Origin of the sequence: Cobetia amphilecti (assembly GCF_032923285.1) — a bacterium.
Taxonomy (GTDB): domain Bacteria; phylum Pseudomonadota; class Gammaproteobacteria; order Pseudomonadales; family Halomonadaceae; genus Cobetia; species Cobetia amphilecti.
Genome location: NZ_CP136695.1, coordinates 2,903,606 through 2,919,369, shown reverse-complemented (window position 1 = coordinate 2,919,369; position 15,764 = coordinate 2,903,606). Strand labels below are relative to the sequence as shown.

Here is a 15,764-nt window from a genome sequence, read left to right as displayed (position 1 = left end):
TAGTTCAAGCTGGACGAGGTACAGCCAGGGCGAGTCGCATTGCAGATCGATGCAATTGATTAAAGAAGAATTTATCTTGCAAGTAAACCCTGATGAGTTGCTATTGGCTCGAGCGGCTGGCATACGGCCTCCAGCCGCTCGTGTGCCTTCACCTATCCGGCGGGCACCTAACAGAAACGCTAAGCAAGTATTCTAGTTACAGTCGTTGTACTTCATTGACCTTCCCGTACCCCATCCACCAGTCGATTGATGTCGGAGGGCGCGTCGTGCTTGAGTTCCGGTGGCAGCAGGGCATCCGGTAGGTCCTGATAGCAGACCGGGCGCAGGAAGCGGTGAATCGCGGCGGTGCCGACTGAGGTGGTGCGACTGTCGGAGGTGGCGGGCCAGGGGCCACCGTGGACCATGGCATCGCAGACTTCGACCCCTGTCGGCCAGCCATTGACGAGGATGCGCCCGGCGCGACGCTCCAGCACTGGCAGCAGCTGACGTGCGGCATCGTGATCGGCCTCATCCAGGTGCAGAGTGGCGGTCAGCTGGCCTTCCAGCGCGCTGCAGACCTGCTTGAGCTGAGCGAGATCATCGCATTCGATGATCAACGAGCTGGAGCCGAAGACTTCCGCCTGCATGGCTTCATTGACCAGGAAGTCACTCGCCTGGGTGCTGAACAGCTGGGTCTGACAGGGGCTGGCGATGGGAGAGTCGCTTTCGCCACTGGCCAGGCAGGTGATGCCGGGCTGTGAGGACAGGCTCGCCACGCCTTCGGCATAGGCCTTGTGGATGCCCGGCGTCAGCATGGTCTGCACCGGACTTGCCTTGATGGCGGGGATGGCGGCTTGCTTGAAGCGCTTCAGTGCTTCGCCCTTGATGGCCAGCACTAGCCCCGGGTTGGTGCAGAACTGACCGGCGCCCATGTTGAGCGAGCCGACGAATGCGCTGCCCAGCGCTTCGCCGCGGGCTTCCAGTGCGGCCGGCATCAGGATGACCGGGTTGATGCTGCTCATCTCGGCATAGACCGGAATCGGCTGTGGGCGAGCCTGAGCGAGGGCCAGCAGAGCGGTGCCCCCGCTGCGCGAGCCGGTAAAGCCGACCGCCTGGATCTCGGGATGCTTGACCAGTGCCTGGCCGACCTCATTGCCCGGGCCAAATAGTAGTGAGAAGACACCTTCCGGCATGTCGCAACGCTTGGCGGCGCGCGCCACGGCCTGACCGACCAGTTCCGAGGTGCCCGGGTGGGCCGAGTGTCCCTTGACCACCACCGGGCAGCCCGCGGCCAGCGCTGAAGCGGTATCGCCACCGGCCACCGAGAAGGCCAACGGGAAGTTGCTGGCCCCGAAGACGGCCACCGGGCCCAGCGGGATCTGACGTTGGCGCAGGTCGGCACGCGGCAGGGGCGCACGTTCCGGCAGCGCAGGATCGACGCGCACATCCTGCCACTCACCGCGGCGCAGTACCTTGGCGAACAGCTTGAGCTGCCCGCAGGTGCGGCCGCGTTCACCGTTTAGGCGTGCCTCGGGCAGGCCGGTTTCCTGCAGGGCGCGCTGGGTCAGGGTGTCGCCCAGTGCATCGATTTCCTCGGCGATGGTCTCGAGGAAGACGGCTCTCGCGTCGGGCGACGTGGCGCGATAGGCATCGAAGGCCTGACTGGCCAGCTGGCAGGCCTCTTCCACCGTACTCGCGTTGGCGCCCGGATAGGCGGGCTCCAGGCGCTCACCCGTGGCCGGATTGATGGCGTGGATCGCCTCGCCCTGAGCGGCGCAGCTGCGTTGTCCGATAAGCTGATGACCGTTGAGTGACATCGTGTCTTCTCCTTGATAAGTGAAGCCCTGAGGCAGGTTGAGTCAGGCCGTGGGTGTCGTGTGGGTTGCAGTAGAGGACGTAATAGAAGGCGTAGTAGCGGTGGAGCTGGGGACAGCGGCAGCGCCCGTAGGCGATGCGATAGCGGCAATCGGTAGCCGATACCAGTGAATGGCGTTGTCGTGCAGTACCTTGTCGAGGGTGTTCTGGCACAGATCGGCGCTCGTCGTTTGTTCAATGGCGCTGGTCACCAGCGCTAGCCAGTCGCCATAGCTGACCTTGAGGCCGGAGACCGGGAAGTTGCTGGCGAACAGGCAGCGCTGGGCGCCGAAGATATCCAGCACTTCACACAGCAGCTCGCGATTGGCACCGGCATCCCAGGCATGCCAGGGCGTGCCCAATTCCGACAGCTTCACGGCGACATTCGGGTTGTCGGCAAGCGCCCGCATGCCTGCGCGCCATTGAGTAAGGCCTTGTGGCGTGCGATCCCACGGCAGCCCACTGTGGTTGAGGATGACGCGCAAGCCGGCGAAGTCCTCAAGCGTCGCGGCCGCCTCTTCAAGATGCCAGGCGGGCACGCGCAGGTCCCAGCTCAGGTCACGCTCCTTGAGCAGCGCCAGTCCCTCGCACCAGCGCGGGTCCTGCAGACTGCCGCTGGTGCCCGCCACCGACTGGCGGGTCTGGGGCGTGGCGGCGGTGACCGGCTTGGCGCGCACGCCACGAAACAGCGGCGATTCGCGCTGGGCGTCCAGCTGAGCGGCGCACTCGTCAGTGCCGAAGGCGGCCCAGCCGACATGCGCGCTCGGTAGTGCATGAGTGGCCTGCTGTTGGGTGATCCAGCGCGTCTCTACCAGTGCCTGCGAGCGTGCAGCCTCGGCTTCACAGTGCACACTGCCCACCAGCCGGAAGCCCTCAGGCACCAGTCGCTTCAAGTCCGCGGCCACAAAGGGCCGGCGGATCGCGGCGTAATCGCCGAGAAAGAAGTTCTCCACCGGCGACTCTTCCAACCAGGGGTACGCCACCTGGCCATCCAGTGCCCAGAAGTGATGGTGCGCATCGATCAAGGATCGCGCGCGAATATTGCTTTTGATCGAAGGCGAGGTCATCTGCATCTCCATACAGGCATGATTGAGCGCAGGGTTGCCCTAAGTAGCGCCCAACTCATCATCGTCAAAGTCATCATGAGGTCATCCAGTAAAGCGGTACGGTGATGATCTGCGGGAAGGCGACGAACAGCAGCAGAATCACCACATAGGCGAGGGCGAAGGGCGCGACGCCACTGACCGCCTTCTCGAACTTGAGATTGCCGACGCTGGTGATCACGTTGAGCACGTTGCCGACCGGCGGGGTGATCAGGCCGATGGCGCAGTTGAGAACGAACATGATCCCGAAGTAGACCGGGTCGATGCCGGCCAGCTTGACGATGGGCATCAGGATCGGGGTGAGCACCAGAATGGTCGGCGTCAGGTCCATCACCATGCCGACCACCAGCACGATGCCCATGATGGCGAGCATCAGGATGCGCGGGTCATCGGCGAGCGGCTGCAGCAGGCCGGCCACCATCAGCGGCAGTTGGGCGATGCTGATCAGCCAGGAGGCGACCATCGCCGCAGCGACCAGGAACATCACGATGGCGGTGCTGCGGGCGGCCTGGGCGAGCACGGCGTAGAGCTGGCTGAGGTCGAGTTCGCGGTAGACCACGGTGGCGACGAAGATGGCGTAGACCGCCGCGACCACACCGGCCTCGGTCGGGGTGAAGATGCCGCTCTTGATGCCGCCGATGATGATGACCGGCAGCATGATGGCCCAGAAGCTGTCCTTGAGGGCCTTGAGGCGTTCACGCCCGCTGGCCTTCTTCGTGACCACCAGATCTTCCTTGCGCGTCATGAACAGCCACATCACCACCAGGGTCACACCCATGATCAGCCCAGGCACGATGCCGGCGAGGAACAGCTTGCCGATGGAGATGCCACCGGCGACCCCGATGATGATCAGCGGAATGGAGGGCGGGATGATCGGCGCGATGATGCCACCGGCGGCCATCAGGCCGGAGGAGCGGCCGAGCGGATAGCCGGCCTTGTGCATCATCGGCAGCAGCATGCTGGCCAGCGCCGCGGTATCGGCGACGGCGGAACCGGACAGGCTGGCCATGACGATGGCGGCGAAGATGGCCACGAAGCCGAGCCCGCCCTTGCGGTGGCCCACCAGTGACATCGCCAGCGTGACGATGCGCTGGGAAAGCCCGCCGCGCGACATCACTTCACCGGCGGTGAGGAAGAAGGGAATGGCCAGCAGGGTGTAGCTGTCGGCGCCATTGACCAGGTTCTGGGCTAGGATCTGCGAGTTGAACAGATCCAGATGCAGCATCAGCACGATGGCACTGACCAGCAGGGCGAAGGCGATGGGGAGGCTCAGGCCGATCGCGGCCAGCAGGGAGCCGAGGAAGAGCCCGATGGTCATGGCGTATCTCCTTGCGAATCAGAGGCGTGGCTCGGCGCGACGCGCGGCGTGACAGCATGCAGTGTCAGCGGCGTCAGCAGACGCCAGAGCAGAATCAGTGACATCAGCACGCCCGCCATCAGGCCGGCGAGATAGAAGACGCCGACCGGAATGCCGCTGATGGGAGAGAGGTTGCTCCAGTTGAGCACCGTCTGGGCATAGCTGCCCTTGAGCAGCATCAGGCAGCAGCCGAGCATCGCCAGGGTCACCAGCCGATCAAGCCCTGCGCGCATGGCCGCAGGCAGCTTGTCGGCGAAGGTATTGACGCTCAGGTGCTCCTGGCGGATCAGTGCCGTGACCGCACCCATGAAGGTGACCCACACGAACAGGAAGCGGGACAGCTCGACACTGATCGAGATGCCGCTGTTGAAGCCGTAGCGCAGCACCACATTGACGAATACCAGTACGATCATCGCCACCAGCGCCAGCACCATCAGCAGGGTCAGGGTCTTCTCGAGTCCCTTGAACAGCGCCGTGATGCCGACGGCAATGCTCGAGGGGGCGGCCTTGTCCTGCGGGGCTATCTTTTCCTGCACAGTTGTCTTGTTCTGCGGAGCTGCCGTGTCCTGCGCAGCGCCAGCGGCCTTGCGGGACTCGGCATGCGTGGCAGAGGGCGGTTTGATCGGCATGGATAACGGCATCTCTTGGGTCAGTTTGTTCATGGTGTCATCCCCGAAGGAGGCATCTCGATGACGGTGCGGCAGCGCTGTCATTGCGCCCCTCTGGTTGCAGCGAAAAGGGCACTGCCGCGTGTCGGTGGCTGGGACTGATGTCAGGGACTGATGACACAGGCGCTGATGACAGGGATCAGCGCGCGTCGGCCAGGGCGGTCTGGAACTGCGTCACCACGTCTGCGTCAAGCGCCTGGGTGTGCTGCTGGATCACCGGTGCCAGGGCCTCACGCATGCGCTGGCGCTCACTGTCCGCGACCACGTTGACGGCCATCTTCTTCTCAAGGGCACTCAGCAATTCCTCGTTCAGGGCGCGGCTCTGTTCGCGCTGATAGAGCGTGGCTTCACGGGCGGCCTCGCGGACCAGCTGGCGCTGCGCCTCATCGAGTGACTCCATGAAGCCTGCCGAGGCGACCAGCACCAAGGCGTCATAGGCATGCGCGGTGCGCGAGAGGTACTTCTGGACTTCGAAGAAGCGCTTGGCATCGATCACGGTGTAGGGGTTTTCCTGGCCATCCACCGTGCGGGTCTCCATGGCCGTGAACAGTTCATTGACCGCCATGGGCACGGCATTGGCATTCAGCCCATTGAAGAGGTCGATGTAGAGCGCGTTCTGCATGGTGCGAATCTTGAGGCCTTCGATGTCCTCAAGCGTCTCGATGGGGCGGCGGCTGTTGGTCATGTGACGGAAGCCGTTTTCCCAGTACTCGAGTGCCACCAGCTGCTTGTCATCGAGGCTTGCGAGCAGGGCTCGGCCAGCCTCGCCATCCAGCACCGCGTCCGCATGTGCACTGTCATCGAACTGGAAGGGCAGGCTGACGATGTTGAAGTCAGGATTGAGGCTGCTGAGGGTCGCGGTGGACGGTACGGTGAAATCCAGAGTCCCTGACTGCAGCATCGAGGTCATGTTGACGTCGTTGCCCAGAATGCCGTTGGAGAACACCTTGACGGTGATCTCGCCGTCGGATCTTTCCTCGACGAGTTGTGCGAACTTCTTGGCCCCCAGCGTCTGCGGGTGGGCATCCGGCAGGCTGGTGCCCATGCGCGCGGTGATCTCGGCGTGGGCAGTGGTCGCGAAGGTCAGCATCAGTCCCAGCGTGGAGACCGTCTTGAGCAGGGCTTTGTTGGACGGGGATTTGTGGAAAAGAGCTTTGATGGACAGGGCGTGGCGGGTAAGCATGGCGAATTCCTTGCAAGTTGTTGTTATAGGAGCTGTCGTTGTGGCAATCGCTTTCGTGGCGGTCGAGGTCATTCCGGCCCGTCGGTAGCGCTCAAGCGGTAGCGGCGCACGGCGTTGTCACAGAACAGCTTGAGGCGGTGTTCGGGGCTCAAGGAGCGGCTGAGGTCCTTGAAGGACTGCAACAGCGTATCGAGTGAGGTCACCAGTCCATCGACCGGGAAGTTGCTGGCGAACATCACGCGGTGGACTCCGAAATGGCGCAGCACGATGGCAAAGACCTCACGGTTGTCTTCCAGCCGCCAGGGCTGCCCCGCGATACCCAGCCCCGAGAACTTGATCATCACCTGTGGCCAGGCGGCGACCTTGGCGAGGGCCCGCGACCACTGACGCAGGGTGTCGGGGTGACGATCACCGGGCACGCCAGCGTGATTGATCACCACCGGCATCTCGGGGTGGCGGTCAAGCAGTGGTAGCAGTTCCTCAAGGTGCCACCAGGGCACCTGCAGCTCGAAGATAAGCCCGCGACGCGCGACTTCACTGACGCCGTACTGATAACGCGGGCAGCGCAGCGAGCCGGGCATGGTTTGGGTGGCAAGCCTCGGGTCATGACGTTCCAGCGCGGTCGGCTTGTGGCGAATGCCCATGACCAGGCTGCCTCTGGGGGTACGTGGCTCACACAGCGTTGCGAGTTGCTCGGCGATGTCGTCCTGATCCAGCCAGGCCTGGGCGATCATGGCGTTCGGCCAGCCGGTCTCGCGGGCAGTCTCCTCGACCCAGCGCACTTCCTTGAGCGCATCGCCCCGCGCCCATTCCGCTTCCATGTAGACGCAGCCCATCACGCGATGCGCCTTTCCCGCCGCCTTGAGGTGCTCGGCGGGCAGGTAGGGACGACGAATCGCGGCATAGTCGCCGTAGCGGAAGGGAATCATCGGCTCATCGCACAGCCAGGGGTGGTAATTGCGCGTCGGGTCCCAGACATGCATGTGGGCATCGATGATCGGCAGGTCATCATCCTGCTGCGTGGCCAGATAGCGCTCGCGTTGCTCGCCCAGTTCGGCAAGAGATGCAGGCATCACCGGGGATTGGAGTGAGTCAGAGAGCATGGCGAGCTTCCTTCCAGTGGCGAGTCAGGCGAGCGTGATCAGTGGGCGAGAGCGGCGTCGATGCGTTCCAGCAGTTCGCTGCCGTGCTTGGCGGTGAACTCGGCGCGCACCGGCTCGGCGACCTTGGCCCGCATGCTGGCGGTATCGGGTTCGCGTACGACCTGCATGCCCTGTTCCTCGAGGAAGGCCAGATCGCCCTGTTCATTGTCATGATTGAGCTGGCGCTGATAGCGGGCCGCTTCGCGGGCTTCTTCCTTGATCAGCGTCTGCAGTTCGGGGGCGAGGTTGTCGAACGTCTGCTTGTTCATGATCAAGGGCGCAGCGGTATAGGCATGCGCGGTCAGCGACAGATGGTCCTGCACCGAATACAGGTTGGCGGAGCGAATCAGGCTGACCGGATTCTCCTGGCCATCCACGGTGCGGGTTTCCAACGCGGTATAAAGCTCCGCGAAGGGCATCGGGGTCGGGTTGGCGCCGAGGGCCTGGAAGGCGGCGATATGAGCCGGGTTCGGGGTGGTGCGCAGCGTCAGGCCGCTGATGTCATCGGCGGTTTCTACCGCGCGGCGCGAGTTGGTCAGGTTGCGGAAGCCGATTTCCCAGAAGGCGAGCCCTTCGATCTGCTGAGGCTGCATGGCAGTCAGCAGGTCCTGACCGACCTCGCCGTCCAGTACCTGATAGGCCTGCTCGCGGGTGTCGAACAGGAAGGGCAGGTCCAGCACGTTGAGCTCGCTGACCAGACCACTGAAGTAGGGATTGCCCGAGAGCTCCAGATCGATGGTGCCGCTGCGGACACCGGAAATCATCGCCTGGTCATTGCCCAGCTGGCCGTTGGGGAAGATCTTGACCGTCAATTCTCCCGCGCTGCGCTCAGCGAGACGTTCGGCGAAGCGCTCGGCGGCCAGATGCTGCGAATCGGTGACCGGGTGGGCATGCGCGAAGGTCAGCGAGGTGGCGGCAGTGGCAGTGCCTGTCATCGCCAGGCTGAGCAGGGCGGCGGTCAGGAGGGTGGCGGTGGTGTGGCGACGTGAGGTTGTCATGGCGAAACCCTTTTCTCGTTATTGTCGTGATGCGTTGGCGGCGTGTTGACGCTGATATTACTGGTACTGGTACTGCTGGGTTCAGGGCCGTGGGAGGGCGGAAGTCTCAAGACCCTGATCCTTTCTCTACTTCTTGTGTTGATCGGCGGCCCTAAAGCACTGCCATGGCGGATGGCTGCTCCGCTTGGTTGTCGTGGGACTCGAACGCGACCGGGTTGCGCAGCGCGCGCCCGAAGGCCGGCAGTTCGATCTCGAAGCGGTCTCCTTCCTGCACCTTGATCTGATCGGCGAAGCTCAGCGTGGCGGTGCCGAAGAAGTGCACATGCAGGTCACCGGGCGCGCGGAACTGGGCGTACTTGAAGTGGTGGTGTTCCAGGTTGGCCAGGCTGTGGGCCATGTTGGCCTCACCGGTCAGGAAGGGCTTCTCCCACAGGGTCTGGCCTTCGCGGGTGATACGGCTGGTGCCTTCCAGGTGTTGGGGCAGCTCGCCGATCAGCAGCTCAGGCCCGTAGCTGCAGGCGCGCAGTTTGGAATGGGCCAGCCACAGATAATTGGCGCGCTCGGTGATGTGGTCGGAGAATTCATTGCCCACGGCGTAGCCGATACGGTGCGGCTGGCCATTGGCATCGTTGAGGTACAGGCCGACCAGCTCGGGCTCTTCGCCGGCATCCTCGGCGAAGGCCGGCACGTTGATCGCGGTTTCCGGCGCGACCACGATGCTGCCATCACCCTTGTAGAACCACTCCGGCTGCGCGCCGACCTGACCCGCGGCGGGCTTGCCGCCCTCGATGCCCATGCGGAACATGCGCATCGAGTCGGTGACGTTGGCGTCATTCTCGCTCTGTGCCTGGGCGGCGGCATGCATGGCGTCGCGGGTATCGGCGCTGCCCAGATGGGTCAGGCCTGTGCCGGTGACGGTGCAGCGCGCGCGGTCGGGGTGGGAGACCGGCGGCAGCAGTTCGCGGCGATCGACCGCCTGCTTGTAGTCGACCAGGGTGTGCGAGTAGTGCTGTTCGATCAGCGCGCTGAGCCCGATGCCCAGCTCGATGGCGCGGGAGGCCAGCTCATAGGTGCCACCGGGGAAGTCGAGCAGGCGCAGCTGGTCGCGGCTTTCGACCACGGCGACCCGCGGGCCATTGGCGGTGCGAAGTTGGACGAGTCTCATGATGGCTTCCTCACTCGATGATGTTGAACTGATCGAAGTAGTCGCTGTTCAGCTCGAGGCCCAGCCCCGGGGTCTCTTCGTCGAGATCGATGAAGCCGTTCACCGGCTCCGGGTCACCCTTGAAGATGTAGTAGAAGAGCTCGTTGCCGATCTCGACATCATGCACTGGGAAGTACTCGCTCATCGGTGAGGCCAGTGAGGCCATGGTCAGGTGGTAGTTGTGCATCTGGCCGGCGTGCGGAATGACCGGCACGCTGAAGGACTCGGCGAGGGCGTTGATCTTGCGCGCGGCGGTGATACCACCGACCCGGTTGGTGTCGTACTGGATGACGGAGACGGCACGCTTTTCCAGCAGCTGGCGGAAGCCGTAATGGGTGAATTCGTGCTCGCCACCGGAGATGGGGATGCTGGTCAGCTGATTGAGTTCGGCGTAGCCATCGATGTCATCGGCGATCACCGGCTCTTCCAGCCAGCGCGGCTGGAAGCGTTCTAGCTTCGGCAACATGCGCTTGGCGTAGTCCAGGTTCCAGCCCATGTAGCACTCGAGCATCAGATCGACATCCTCGCCGATGACTTCACGCACGGCGGCCACGCTATCCAGGTTGGCACGCACGCCCTCGACCCCGTCACGCGGACCGTAGCCGAAGCGCATCTTCATGGCGGTGAAGCCTTGATCCAGATAGGACTGGGCCTCTTCCTGCATGCCCTTGAGGTCGGTGCGGTAGAGCTTGGAGGCGTAGCAGGGAATCTTCTCCTTGGTACGTCCGCCCAGCAGCTTGAAGACCGGCTTGCCTACCGCCTTGCCCATGATGTCCCAGATGGCGATATCGACGCCGGAGATGGCGGCCATGCCGATGCCCTTGCGGCCCCAGGCGTGGGTGGAGCGGTACATGCGCTGCCACAGGTATTCGTAGTCGAAGGGGTCCTGACCGATGATCAGCGGCGTGAGGTACTGATCGATGATCGCCTTGGCGATGCGCGGCGCCAGCGCCACATTACCCAGCCCGACCAGGCCGTTGTCGGTCTCGATCTCCACCACTGTCCAGCCGTGGAAGCGGAAGGTGCCCATCGAGTCGCCCTTGTCCCACAGCTCGTCCATGGCGTTGGAGCAGAAGTGGGCGGTCGGGGGGACGGTGTGGCCTTTCCATTCGAAGACGCGGGTTCTGACGTTGGTGATCTTCATCGAATTATCCTTGTTGTGGATGGCGTTGATTCAGGTTCATGAGCGAGAGGCGTGGTCACATCAGGCAGAAGCGGTCTCGAGGCGCAGCGCACGCAGGTTGGTGCCCATGCGCTTGGCGATCGCGAAGGCATTGCGGGTCGGGTTGACGTCCGCCTTGCCCTGACCGGCGATATCGAAGGCGGTGCCGTGGGCCGGCGTGGTGATGGGGATAGGCAGGCCGCCCTGGACGGTGACGCCGGACTTGAAGCCCAGCAGCTTGATCGCGATCTGCCCCTGGTCGTGGTACATGGTCACAATGGCGTCGTACTCGCCATCGCGCGCCTTGATAAATATGGTGTCGGCCGGGAAGGGGCCTTCGACCGGGTAGCCCTGTTCATTGCAGCGCGCGACGGCCGGCGCGATGACGTCGATTTCCTCGCGGCCACAGGTGCCACCTTCGCCACCGTGGGGATTGAAGGCGGCGACGGCGATGCGCGGGCGCTCGAAGCCAGCCAGTTTCAGCGAGTCATGAATCAGCTGGCTGGCGGCGATGATGCGCTCTTGGGTGACGTACTCGGCGGCGTCCTTGAGCGGGATGTGCGAGGAGATGCGCGAGGTCCACAGCGTCCCCAGGGTGTTGAACTCGCAGAAATAGCCCTCGACTCCCAGTTTCTCCGCGAAGAAGTGCAGCTCGTCCTCATGCCCCAGACCGCCTTTCTTCATCGACAGCTTGTTGAGCGGCGCGAAGCAGATGGCATCGACTTCCTCGTTCTGGGCCGCCTCCAGGCAGCGAGACAGCACCGCGAGGGTCGAGGCGCCACAGGCGGCGCTTTCCTCGGCCAGCGTCACATCCTCTTGCGCCACGCTTTCCACCAGCATCAATGACAGCCCTTCATGCTGGCGGGCCTCGGCGAAGCTTGCGACGCGTGGCAGCTGGGTGAAGAGACCGGCCTGGCGTTGGCCCTGCTCCCACAGCCACTGATCGCCGACCAGCACGCTGTGGGTCTCGGCGAATTGCTCGGGTTCCGCGACCAGGCGGGCGATCAGCTCCGGGCCGATACCGGCGGGGTCACCAAGGGTGAGGGCAATGACAGGACGTGTTGCGGACATGTGAATTCCAGCCTTGTGAGAGTTGGCGTTGTTGTAGGTTTCTTCAATCAATTCGCACTTTATGGTCTGCTGGTTGGTTTACCAGACCAGTTGAGATAAAAATTAGCCGAGGCCACGCTGATCGGTCAAGGTTTTCTCGAAAATTGCGACCATGGTCGGTTTGTGGATGCGCAATTAGCGGTTGTCGGTTATTCTGGTATGAAATATATACCAGTGGAGGCTGCATGAAGCAGACGCCTTTCGCCTTCGAGAAAGCGCTGAAGAATCAGACCAAGAAGGAAATTCTCGCCGACAAGCTCATCGAGATGATCCTGACGGGGCTGCTGCGCGATGGAGATGAGCTGCCCAGCGAGCGTGAGCTGGCGCAGTTGTTTGAAGTGAGTCGTGAGACGGTGCGCGGGGGGCTGGCGCTGCTGACGGGCTATGGCCTCTTGAATGTCTCGCACGGCAGCAAGTCACGGGTCTGCGCCAGTGAGGCCGTGATCGACAGCTTCCGCAACCATCCCGCGCGTCAGCAGGGCGATGAGCTCAACAACCTGGATATCGAGAGCGTCTTCGAGAGCCGGATCGTGGTGGAATCGGCCATCGCCCGCCGCGCTGCGCGGCACATCGATGAAGCAGGGCTCAAGAAGCTGGACGCCTTGCTGGAGGCTCAGTCACAGCACTTCGACTCGCCGGTGAACTTCCAGCTCTCGGATCAGAACTTCCATCACGTCATCGCCGAATACTCGCGCAACGAGATCCTGATCCGCTATGCCGATGAGCTTTATACCTACGCGCTCAACATTCGCCGCCAGGTCATGGCCGAACACGGCTCGATCAAGCGCAGCTATGAAGAGCATGTGCGTATTGTCGAGGCGCTACGTGCCGGTGACCCGGATGCTGCTGAACGCGCCATGCTCTCGCATATCGATAGCGTGTATTACACGACGAAGGACAAGATGAAGCATTGATCACTTCTTCGCATTGCCAGACTCTTCAATCCATTCCTGCTTCAGTACATCCATCAATTCTTCCGCTGGTATTGCCCTAGCCAGCGGGGCCCCTTGCCCCGCCCATTGCGCCCCGAAACCGGTTTCCCCTTTTGATCTGGCTGCGGCGTTGAGCGCCTTGCCTGCCGCGTAGCTCAGAGGATAGTCCGGTGGGGTGAGGCGTGAAGGTTCCTCCATCAGGCTGGCGAATCGGTTGGCGAGAATGCGCGCGGGACGGCCCGAGACGATCGAGGTCATTCGCGTGTGATGCGCTGCTGACCCGGTGAGTGCGTCTCGATAGGCGTCATCGGCGCTGGATTCCGGGCAGGCGATGAAGACGGTGCCGAGCTGTGCCGCCACGGCGCCACATGCGAGAGCAGCGGCAATGCCCGCACCATCCATGATGCCGCCCGCGGCGATGATCGGCAGGTGCGTCTCATGTACCAGCAGCCGTGTCAGTGCGGCAGTACTCAGCTCGGCATCTGCGGCTTGTGGATCGAACATGCCGCGATGTCCCCCGGCTTCAAACCCTTGCGCCACGATGGCGTCCAGACCAGCTCGTTCAATGGCGATGGCTTCCTCAAGGCAGGTCGCCGTTGCGAAGAGCGAGATGCCCGCTGTCTTCAAGGCAGCAATGGCCTGCGAAGAGGGGAGTCCGAAGTGGAAGCTGACAATCGGCGGACGAGTCTCGAGTAACATCGCCAACATGTCAGGATCATCGGCAAAGCTGGTATAGAGCGCATCGAGCTGGGTAGGAGGCTCTGTGTCGAAGGCCTGGAAGTGAGGGGCCAGCCATTTGAGCCATTCCGTTTGACGTTCTGTGTCATGAACGGGGGCCTGATGCACGAAGACATTGATGTTGAAGGGCTTGTCGGTCAGTGACTGCAACTCTTGGATCATGCGGCGTGCGCCTGCTGCATCAGTGGCTCCTGCTCCCAGCGAGCCCAGTCCACCGGCATTGCAGACAGCGGCCGCCAACTGTGGAGTCGAGACCCCGGCCATCGGGGCCTGGATGATCGGCAGCTCGACACCCAGCAGCTCGCCCATGGACGTGCGTTTGCTGTCGGGATTGAGGCTGATTGAGCCACTGCTTCCCGCTGCTTGCTGCATGGTGTTCTCCTCAAGCCTCTAGGGTGTATGGCCTCATCGTACGCTTGACGCAACGCGGTGTGCCAACGTGAGTTTCGTGGCTGGCCATTGTTTTCCGCGTCTCGATCCCAAAGTCTTGTTCACTGTTTATTCGAATGAGTGAATGCATTGCTCATCCTGACCCGAAAGTTCACCGGAAAAGGAAAGCACCTCCATGGCACTAACCACATCTTCGTCCGTCTCCGAGATCATCGTCGATTCACTGCTTGAGGCAGGCGCCAAGCGTTGCTACGGCATCGTGGGTGACACCATCAACCACTTCACCGACGCCATTCGGCGCTCCGAGATGGAGTGGGTGCATGTGCGGCACGAGGAGGTGGCCGGTTTCGCGGCAGGGGGCGAGTCCTTCATCAGTGGCGAGCTTTCCTGCTGTGCCGGTACCTGCGGGCCGGGCAGCACGCACTTTCTGAATGGTCTGATCGAATCACATCGCAATGGCGCGCCGGTGGTGTTCATTGCTTCGCAGATCGATACCAGCGAGATGGGCGTCGGCTTCCCGCAGGATGTGGATCAGAAGGCGCTCTATTCCCAGTACAGCGTGTTCTGTGAGTACCTGACCAACCCCGAGAATGCCCGCCGCATGGTCGCCATCGCGGCGCAGAAGGCGCTGGCGGAAGGCGGGGTCGCGGTGCTGATCGTCCCGGGGGACCTATTCACCCAGAAGCCCAAGGCCTCGCTGCCGTGGCGTGCCCATCGCTTCGCGCCGGTGATTCGCCCCGGGGAGCAGGAGTTGGCCGCCGTCGCCGAGGCGCTGAATGCGCCGGGCAAGGTCTCGATCTATGCCGGTATCGGCTGTCAGCACGCGCAGGAGGAAGTACTGGCGCTGGCACGGCGGCTCAAGGCGCCAATCGCCTGGACGTCGCGCGCCAAGGACTTTATCGAGCCCGACAATGAACTCGAAGTCGGCATGACCGGTGTGTTCGGGCTGCAGGGCGGCTACGAGGCCGTCGCGGAGTGTGACACCTTGCTGCTGCTCGGCTGCAGTTTCGCATGGACCCAGTTCTATCCGGACAAAGCGACGGTGATTCAGGTCGATCTGGACCCCGGCAAGATCGGTATCCGCCACCCGGTGGATCTCGGGGTCGTCGGTAGCGTCAAGGATACCTGCGCGGCGCTGCTGACCCGCGTCGACCCGCGTGATGACAGCGCCTGGCTCGACAGCTGCCGCAAGAAGTATCTCGAGGCGAGAGACGATGCCGCCGTTACCTCCGATGACGAGCGTCTCATCCACCCGCAGGAGCTGACACTGGCGCTGGATCGTCACGCCAGCGAAGACGCCGTGTTCACCGCCGATGGCGGTAGCCCGATGGTGTGGTGCCTGCGTCACATCCGGGCCAACGGCAAGCGCCGCACGCTGCCGAGCCTGATGCACGGCACCATGGCCAACGCCTACCCTCAGGCCATCGGCATCCAGAAGGCCTACCCGCAGCGTCAGGTGATCGCCATGTGTGGCGATGGTGGCCTTGCCATGCTGATGGGGGACCTGTTGACCCTCAAGCAGGAGAAGATCCCGCTCAAGATCGTCATCTTCAACAACAGCACGTTGGGCTTCGTCGAGCTTGAGCAGAAGGTCGAGGGCATTCTGGATACTTACACCGAGCTCGAGAATCCCGACTTCTCGCTGCTGGCTCAGTCCATGGGGCTGTGGGGGCGTCGCGTCGAGGAGAAGCACGAGCTGGATGAGGCGGTGAAGAGTCTGCTGGCCCAGGACGGCCCCGGGGTGCTCGAGGTCAAGGTCAACCGCATGGAGCTGGTGATGCCGCCGCATGTGGAAGCCGGCCAGGTCGCCTCCACCGCGCTCTACTCCGCCAAGGCGGTGCTCAATGGTCGCATGGATGATGTGGTCGACCTGGTGCGCAACAACTTCACCAAGCGCTGAGCACATGACATGAGCCGGTAGCTTGTAAGCTGCTTAGTTGTTTC

Annotated in this window: 13 protein-coding genes; 2 read left to right on the top strand and 11 right to left on the bottom strand. The window is 62.9% G+C overall.

Annotated elements, in window-relative coordinates; translation table 11 throughout:
- Positions 1-212 precede the first annotated feature (212 nt).
- The 10 genes from R1T44_RS12435 to R1T44_RS12390 form a co-directional block, all read right to left on the bottom strand.
- Positions 213-1,796: an aldehyde dehydrogenase (NADP(+)) gene (locus R1T44_RS12435; RefSeq protein WP_317292126.1), complete on the bottom strand. Its 1,584-nt coding sequence runs from the start codon at positions 1,794-1,796 to the stop codon at positions 213-215.
- A gap of 42 nt (positions 1,797-1,838) precedes the next feature.
- Entirely contained in the window at positions 1,839-2,900 is a 1,062-nt protein-coding gene (locus tag R1T44_RS12430) for an amidohydrolase family protein (protein WP_317292125.1), read from the bottom strand.
- Between the two features lie 73 nt (positions 2,901-2,973).
- Entirely contained in the window at positions 2,974-4,254 is a 1,281-nt protein-coding gene (locus R1T44_RS12425; RefSeq protein WP_288388166.1) for a TRAP transporter large permease subunit, read from the bottom strand.
- Positions 4,251-4,955, bottom strand: coding sequence for a TRAP transporter small permease (locus R1T44_RS12420; protein WP_288388165.1), 705 nt, complete (start codon positions 4,953-4,955; stop codon positions 4,251-4,253). Before R1T44_RS12420 ends, R1T44_RS12425 begins: the two co-directional genes overlap by 4 nt.
- A gap of 145 nt (positions 4,956-5,100) precedes the next feature.
- Positions 5,101-6,144 (bottom strand): TRAP transporter substrate-binding protein, encoded by a 1,044-nt coding sequence (locus R1T44_RS12415; RefSeq protein ID WP_288388164.1) that lies wholly within the window; start codon positions 6,142-6,144, stop codon positions 5,101-5,103.
- 68 nt (positions 6,145-6,212) lie between these two features.
- Positions 6,213-7,247, bottom strand: coding sequence for an amidohydrolase family protein (locus R1T44_RS12410; protein WP_288388163.1), 1,035 nt, complete (start codon positions 7,245-7,247; stop codon positions 6,213-6,215).
- Positions 7,248-7,285: 38 nt separating this feature from the next.
- Entirely contained in the window at positions 7,286-8,284 is a 999-nt protein-coding gene (locus R1T44_RS12405) for a TRAP transporter substrate-binding protein (protein ID WP_288388162.1), read from the bottom strand.
- Positions 8,285-8,435: 151 nt separating this feature from the next.
- Positions 8,436-9,449 (bottom strand): AraD1 family protein, encoded by a 1,014-nt coding sequence (gene araD1 / locus R1T44_RS12400; protein ID WP_317292124.1) that lies wholly within the window; start codon positions 9,447-9,449, stop codon positions 8,436-8,438.
- A gap of 10 nt (positions 9,450-9,459) precedes the next feature.
- The gene (locus R1T44_RS12395; protein WP_024952543.1) at positions 9,460-10,632 is read right to left on the bottom strand and encodes an L-rhamnonate dehydratase; all 1,173 of its coding nucleotides are present in this window, start codon (positions 10,630-10,632) and stop codon (positions 9,460-9,462) included.
- Between the two features lie 60 nt (positions 10,633-10,692).
- Positions 10,693-11,721 carry a 4-hydroxythreonine-4-phosphate dehydrogenase PdxA gene (locus tag R1T44_RS12390; RefSeq protein ID WP_303592700.1) on the bottom strand — a complete coding sequence of 343 codons (1,029 nt, stop codon included), beginning with the start codon at positions 11,719-11,721 and terminating at the stop codon, positions 10,693-10,695.
- Between the two features lie 224 nt (positions 11,722-11,945).
- Here R1T44_RS12390 and R1T44_RS12385 point away from each other — a divergent pair, with 224 nt between their 5' ends.
- Complete coding sequence (locus R1T44_RS12385; RefSeq protein ID WP_288388213.1) at positions 11,946-12,674, top strand: FadR/GntR family transcriptional regulator; 729 nt, start codon at positions 11,946-11,948, stop codon at positions 12,672-12,674.
- Here the strand turns inward: R1T44_RS12385 and R1T44_RS12380 are convergent, their stop codons facing one another.
- Positions 12,675-13,739 carry an NAD(P)H-dependent flavin oxidoreductase gene (locus R1T44_RS12380; RefSeq protein ID WP_317292943.1) on the bottom strand — a complete coding sequence of 355 codons (1,065 nt, stop codon included), beginning with the start codon at positions 13,737-13,739 and terminating at the stop codon, positions 12,675-12,677.
- Positions 13,740-13,995: 256 nt separating this feature from the next.
- On the opposite strand from R1T44_RS12380, the gene R1T44_RS12375 reads away from it, so the two are divergent.
- Positions 13,996-15,720: a thiamine pyrophosphate-dependent enzyme gene (locus R1T44_RS12375; protein WP_317292123.1), complete on the top strand. Its 1,725-nt coding sequence runs from the start codon at positions 13,996-13,998 to the stop codon at positions 15,718-15,720.
- Positions 15,721-15,764 lie beyond the last annotated feature (44 nt).

Excerpts from the sequence above, each read along its gene's own strand:
- R1T44_RS12430 (WP_317292125.1), bottom strand. The coding sequence starts at position 2,900 with ATGACCTCGCCTTCGATCAAAAGCAATATTCGCGCGCGATCCTTGATC.
- R1T44_RS12425 (WP_288388166.1), bottom strand. The coding sequence starts at position 4,254 with ATGACCATCGGGCTCTTCCTCGGCTCCCTGCTGGCCGCGATCGGCCTG.
- R1T44_RS12435 (WP_317292126.1), bottom strand. The coding sequence starts at position 1,796 with ATGTCACTCAACGGTCATCAGCTTATCGGACAACGCAGCTGCGCCGCT.
- R1T44_RS12385 (WP_288388213.1), top strand. The coding sequence starts at position 11,946 with ATGAAGCAGACGCCTTTCGCCTTCGAGAAAGCGCTGAAGAATCAGACC.
- R1T44_RS12380 (WP_317292943.1), bottom strand. The coding sequence starts at position 13,739 with ATGGGCGAGCTGCTGGGTGTCGAGCTGCCGATCATCCAGGCCCCGATG.
- araD1 (WP_317292124.1), bottom strand. The coding sequence starts at position 9,449 with ATGAGACTCGTCCAACTTCGCACCGCCAATGGCCCGCGGGTCGCCGTG.
- R1T44_RS12420 (WP_288388165.1), bottom strand. The coding sequence starts at position 4,955 with ATGAACAAACTGACCCAAGAGATGCCGTTATCCATGCCGATCAAACCG.
- R1T44_RS12405 (WP_288388162.1), bottom strand. The coding sequence starts at position 8,284 with ATGACAACCTCACGTCGCCACACCACCGCCACCCTCCTGACCGCCGCC.
- R1T44_RS12415 (WP_288388164.1), bottom strand. The coding sequence starts at position 6,144 with ATGCTTACCCGCCACGCCCTGTCCATCAAAGCTCTTTTCCACAAATCC.
- R1T44_RS12375 (WP_317292123.1), top strand. The coding sequence starts at position 13,996 with ATGGCACTAACCACATCTTCGTCCGTCTCCGAGATCATCGTCGATTCA.
- R1T44_RS12390 (WP_303592700.1), bottom strand. The coding sequence starts at position 11,721 with ATGTCCGCAACACGTCCTGTCATTGCCCTCACCCTTGGTGACCCCGCC.
- R1T44_RS12410 (WP_288388163.1), bottom strand. The coding sequence starts at position 7,247 with ATGCTCTCTGACTCACTCCAATCCCCGGTGATGCCTGCATCTCTTGCC.
- R1T44_RS12395 (WP_024952543.1), bottom strand. The coding sequence starts at position 10,632 with ATGAAGATCACCAACGTCAGAACCCGCGTCTTCGAATGGAAAGGCCAC.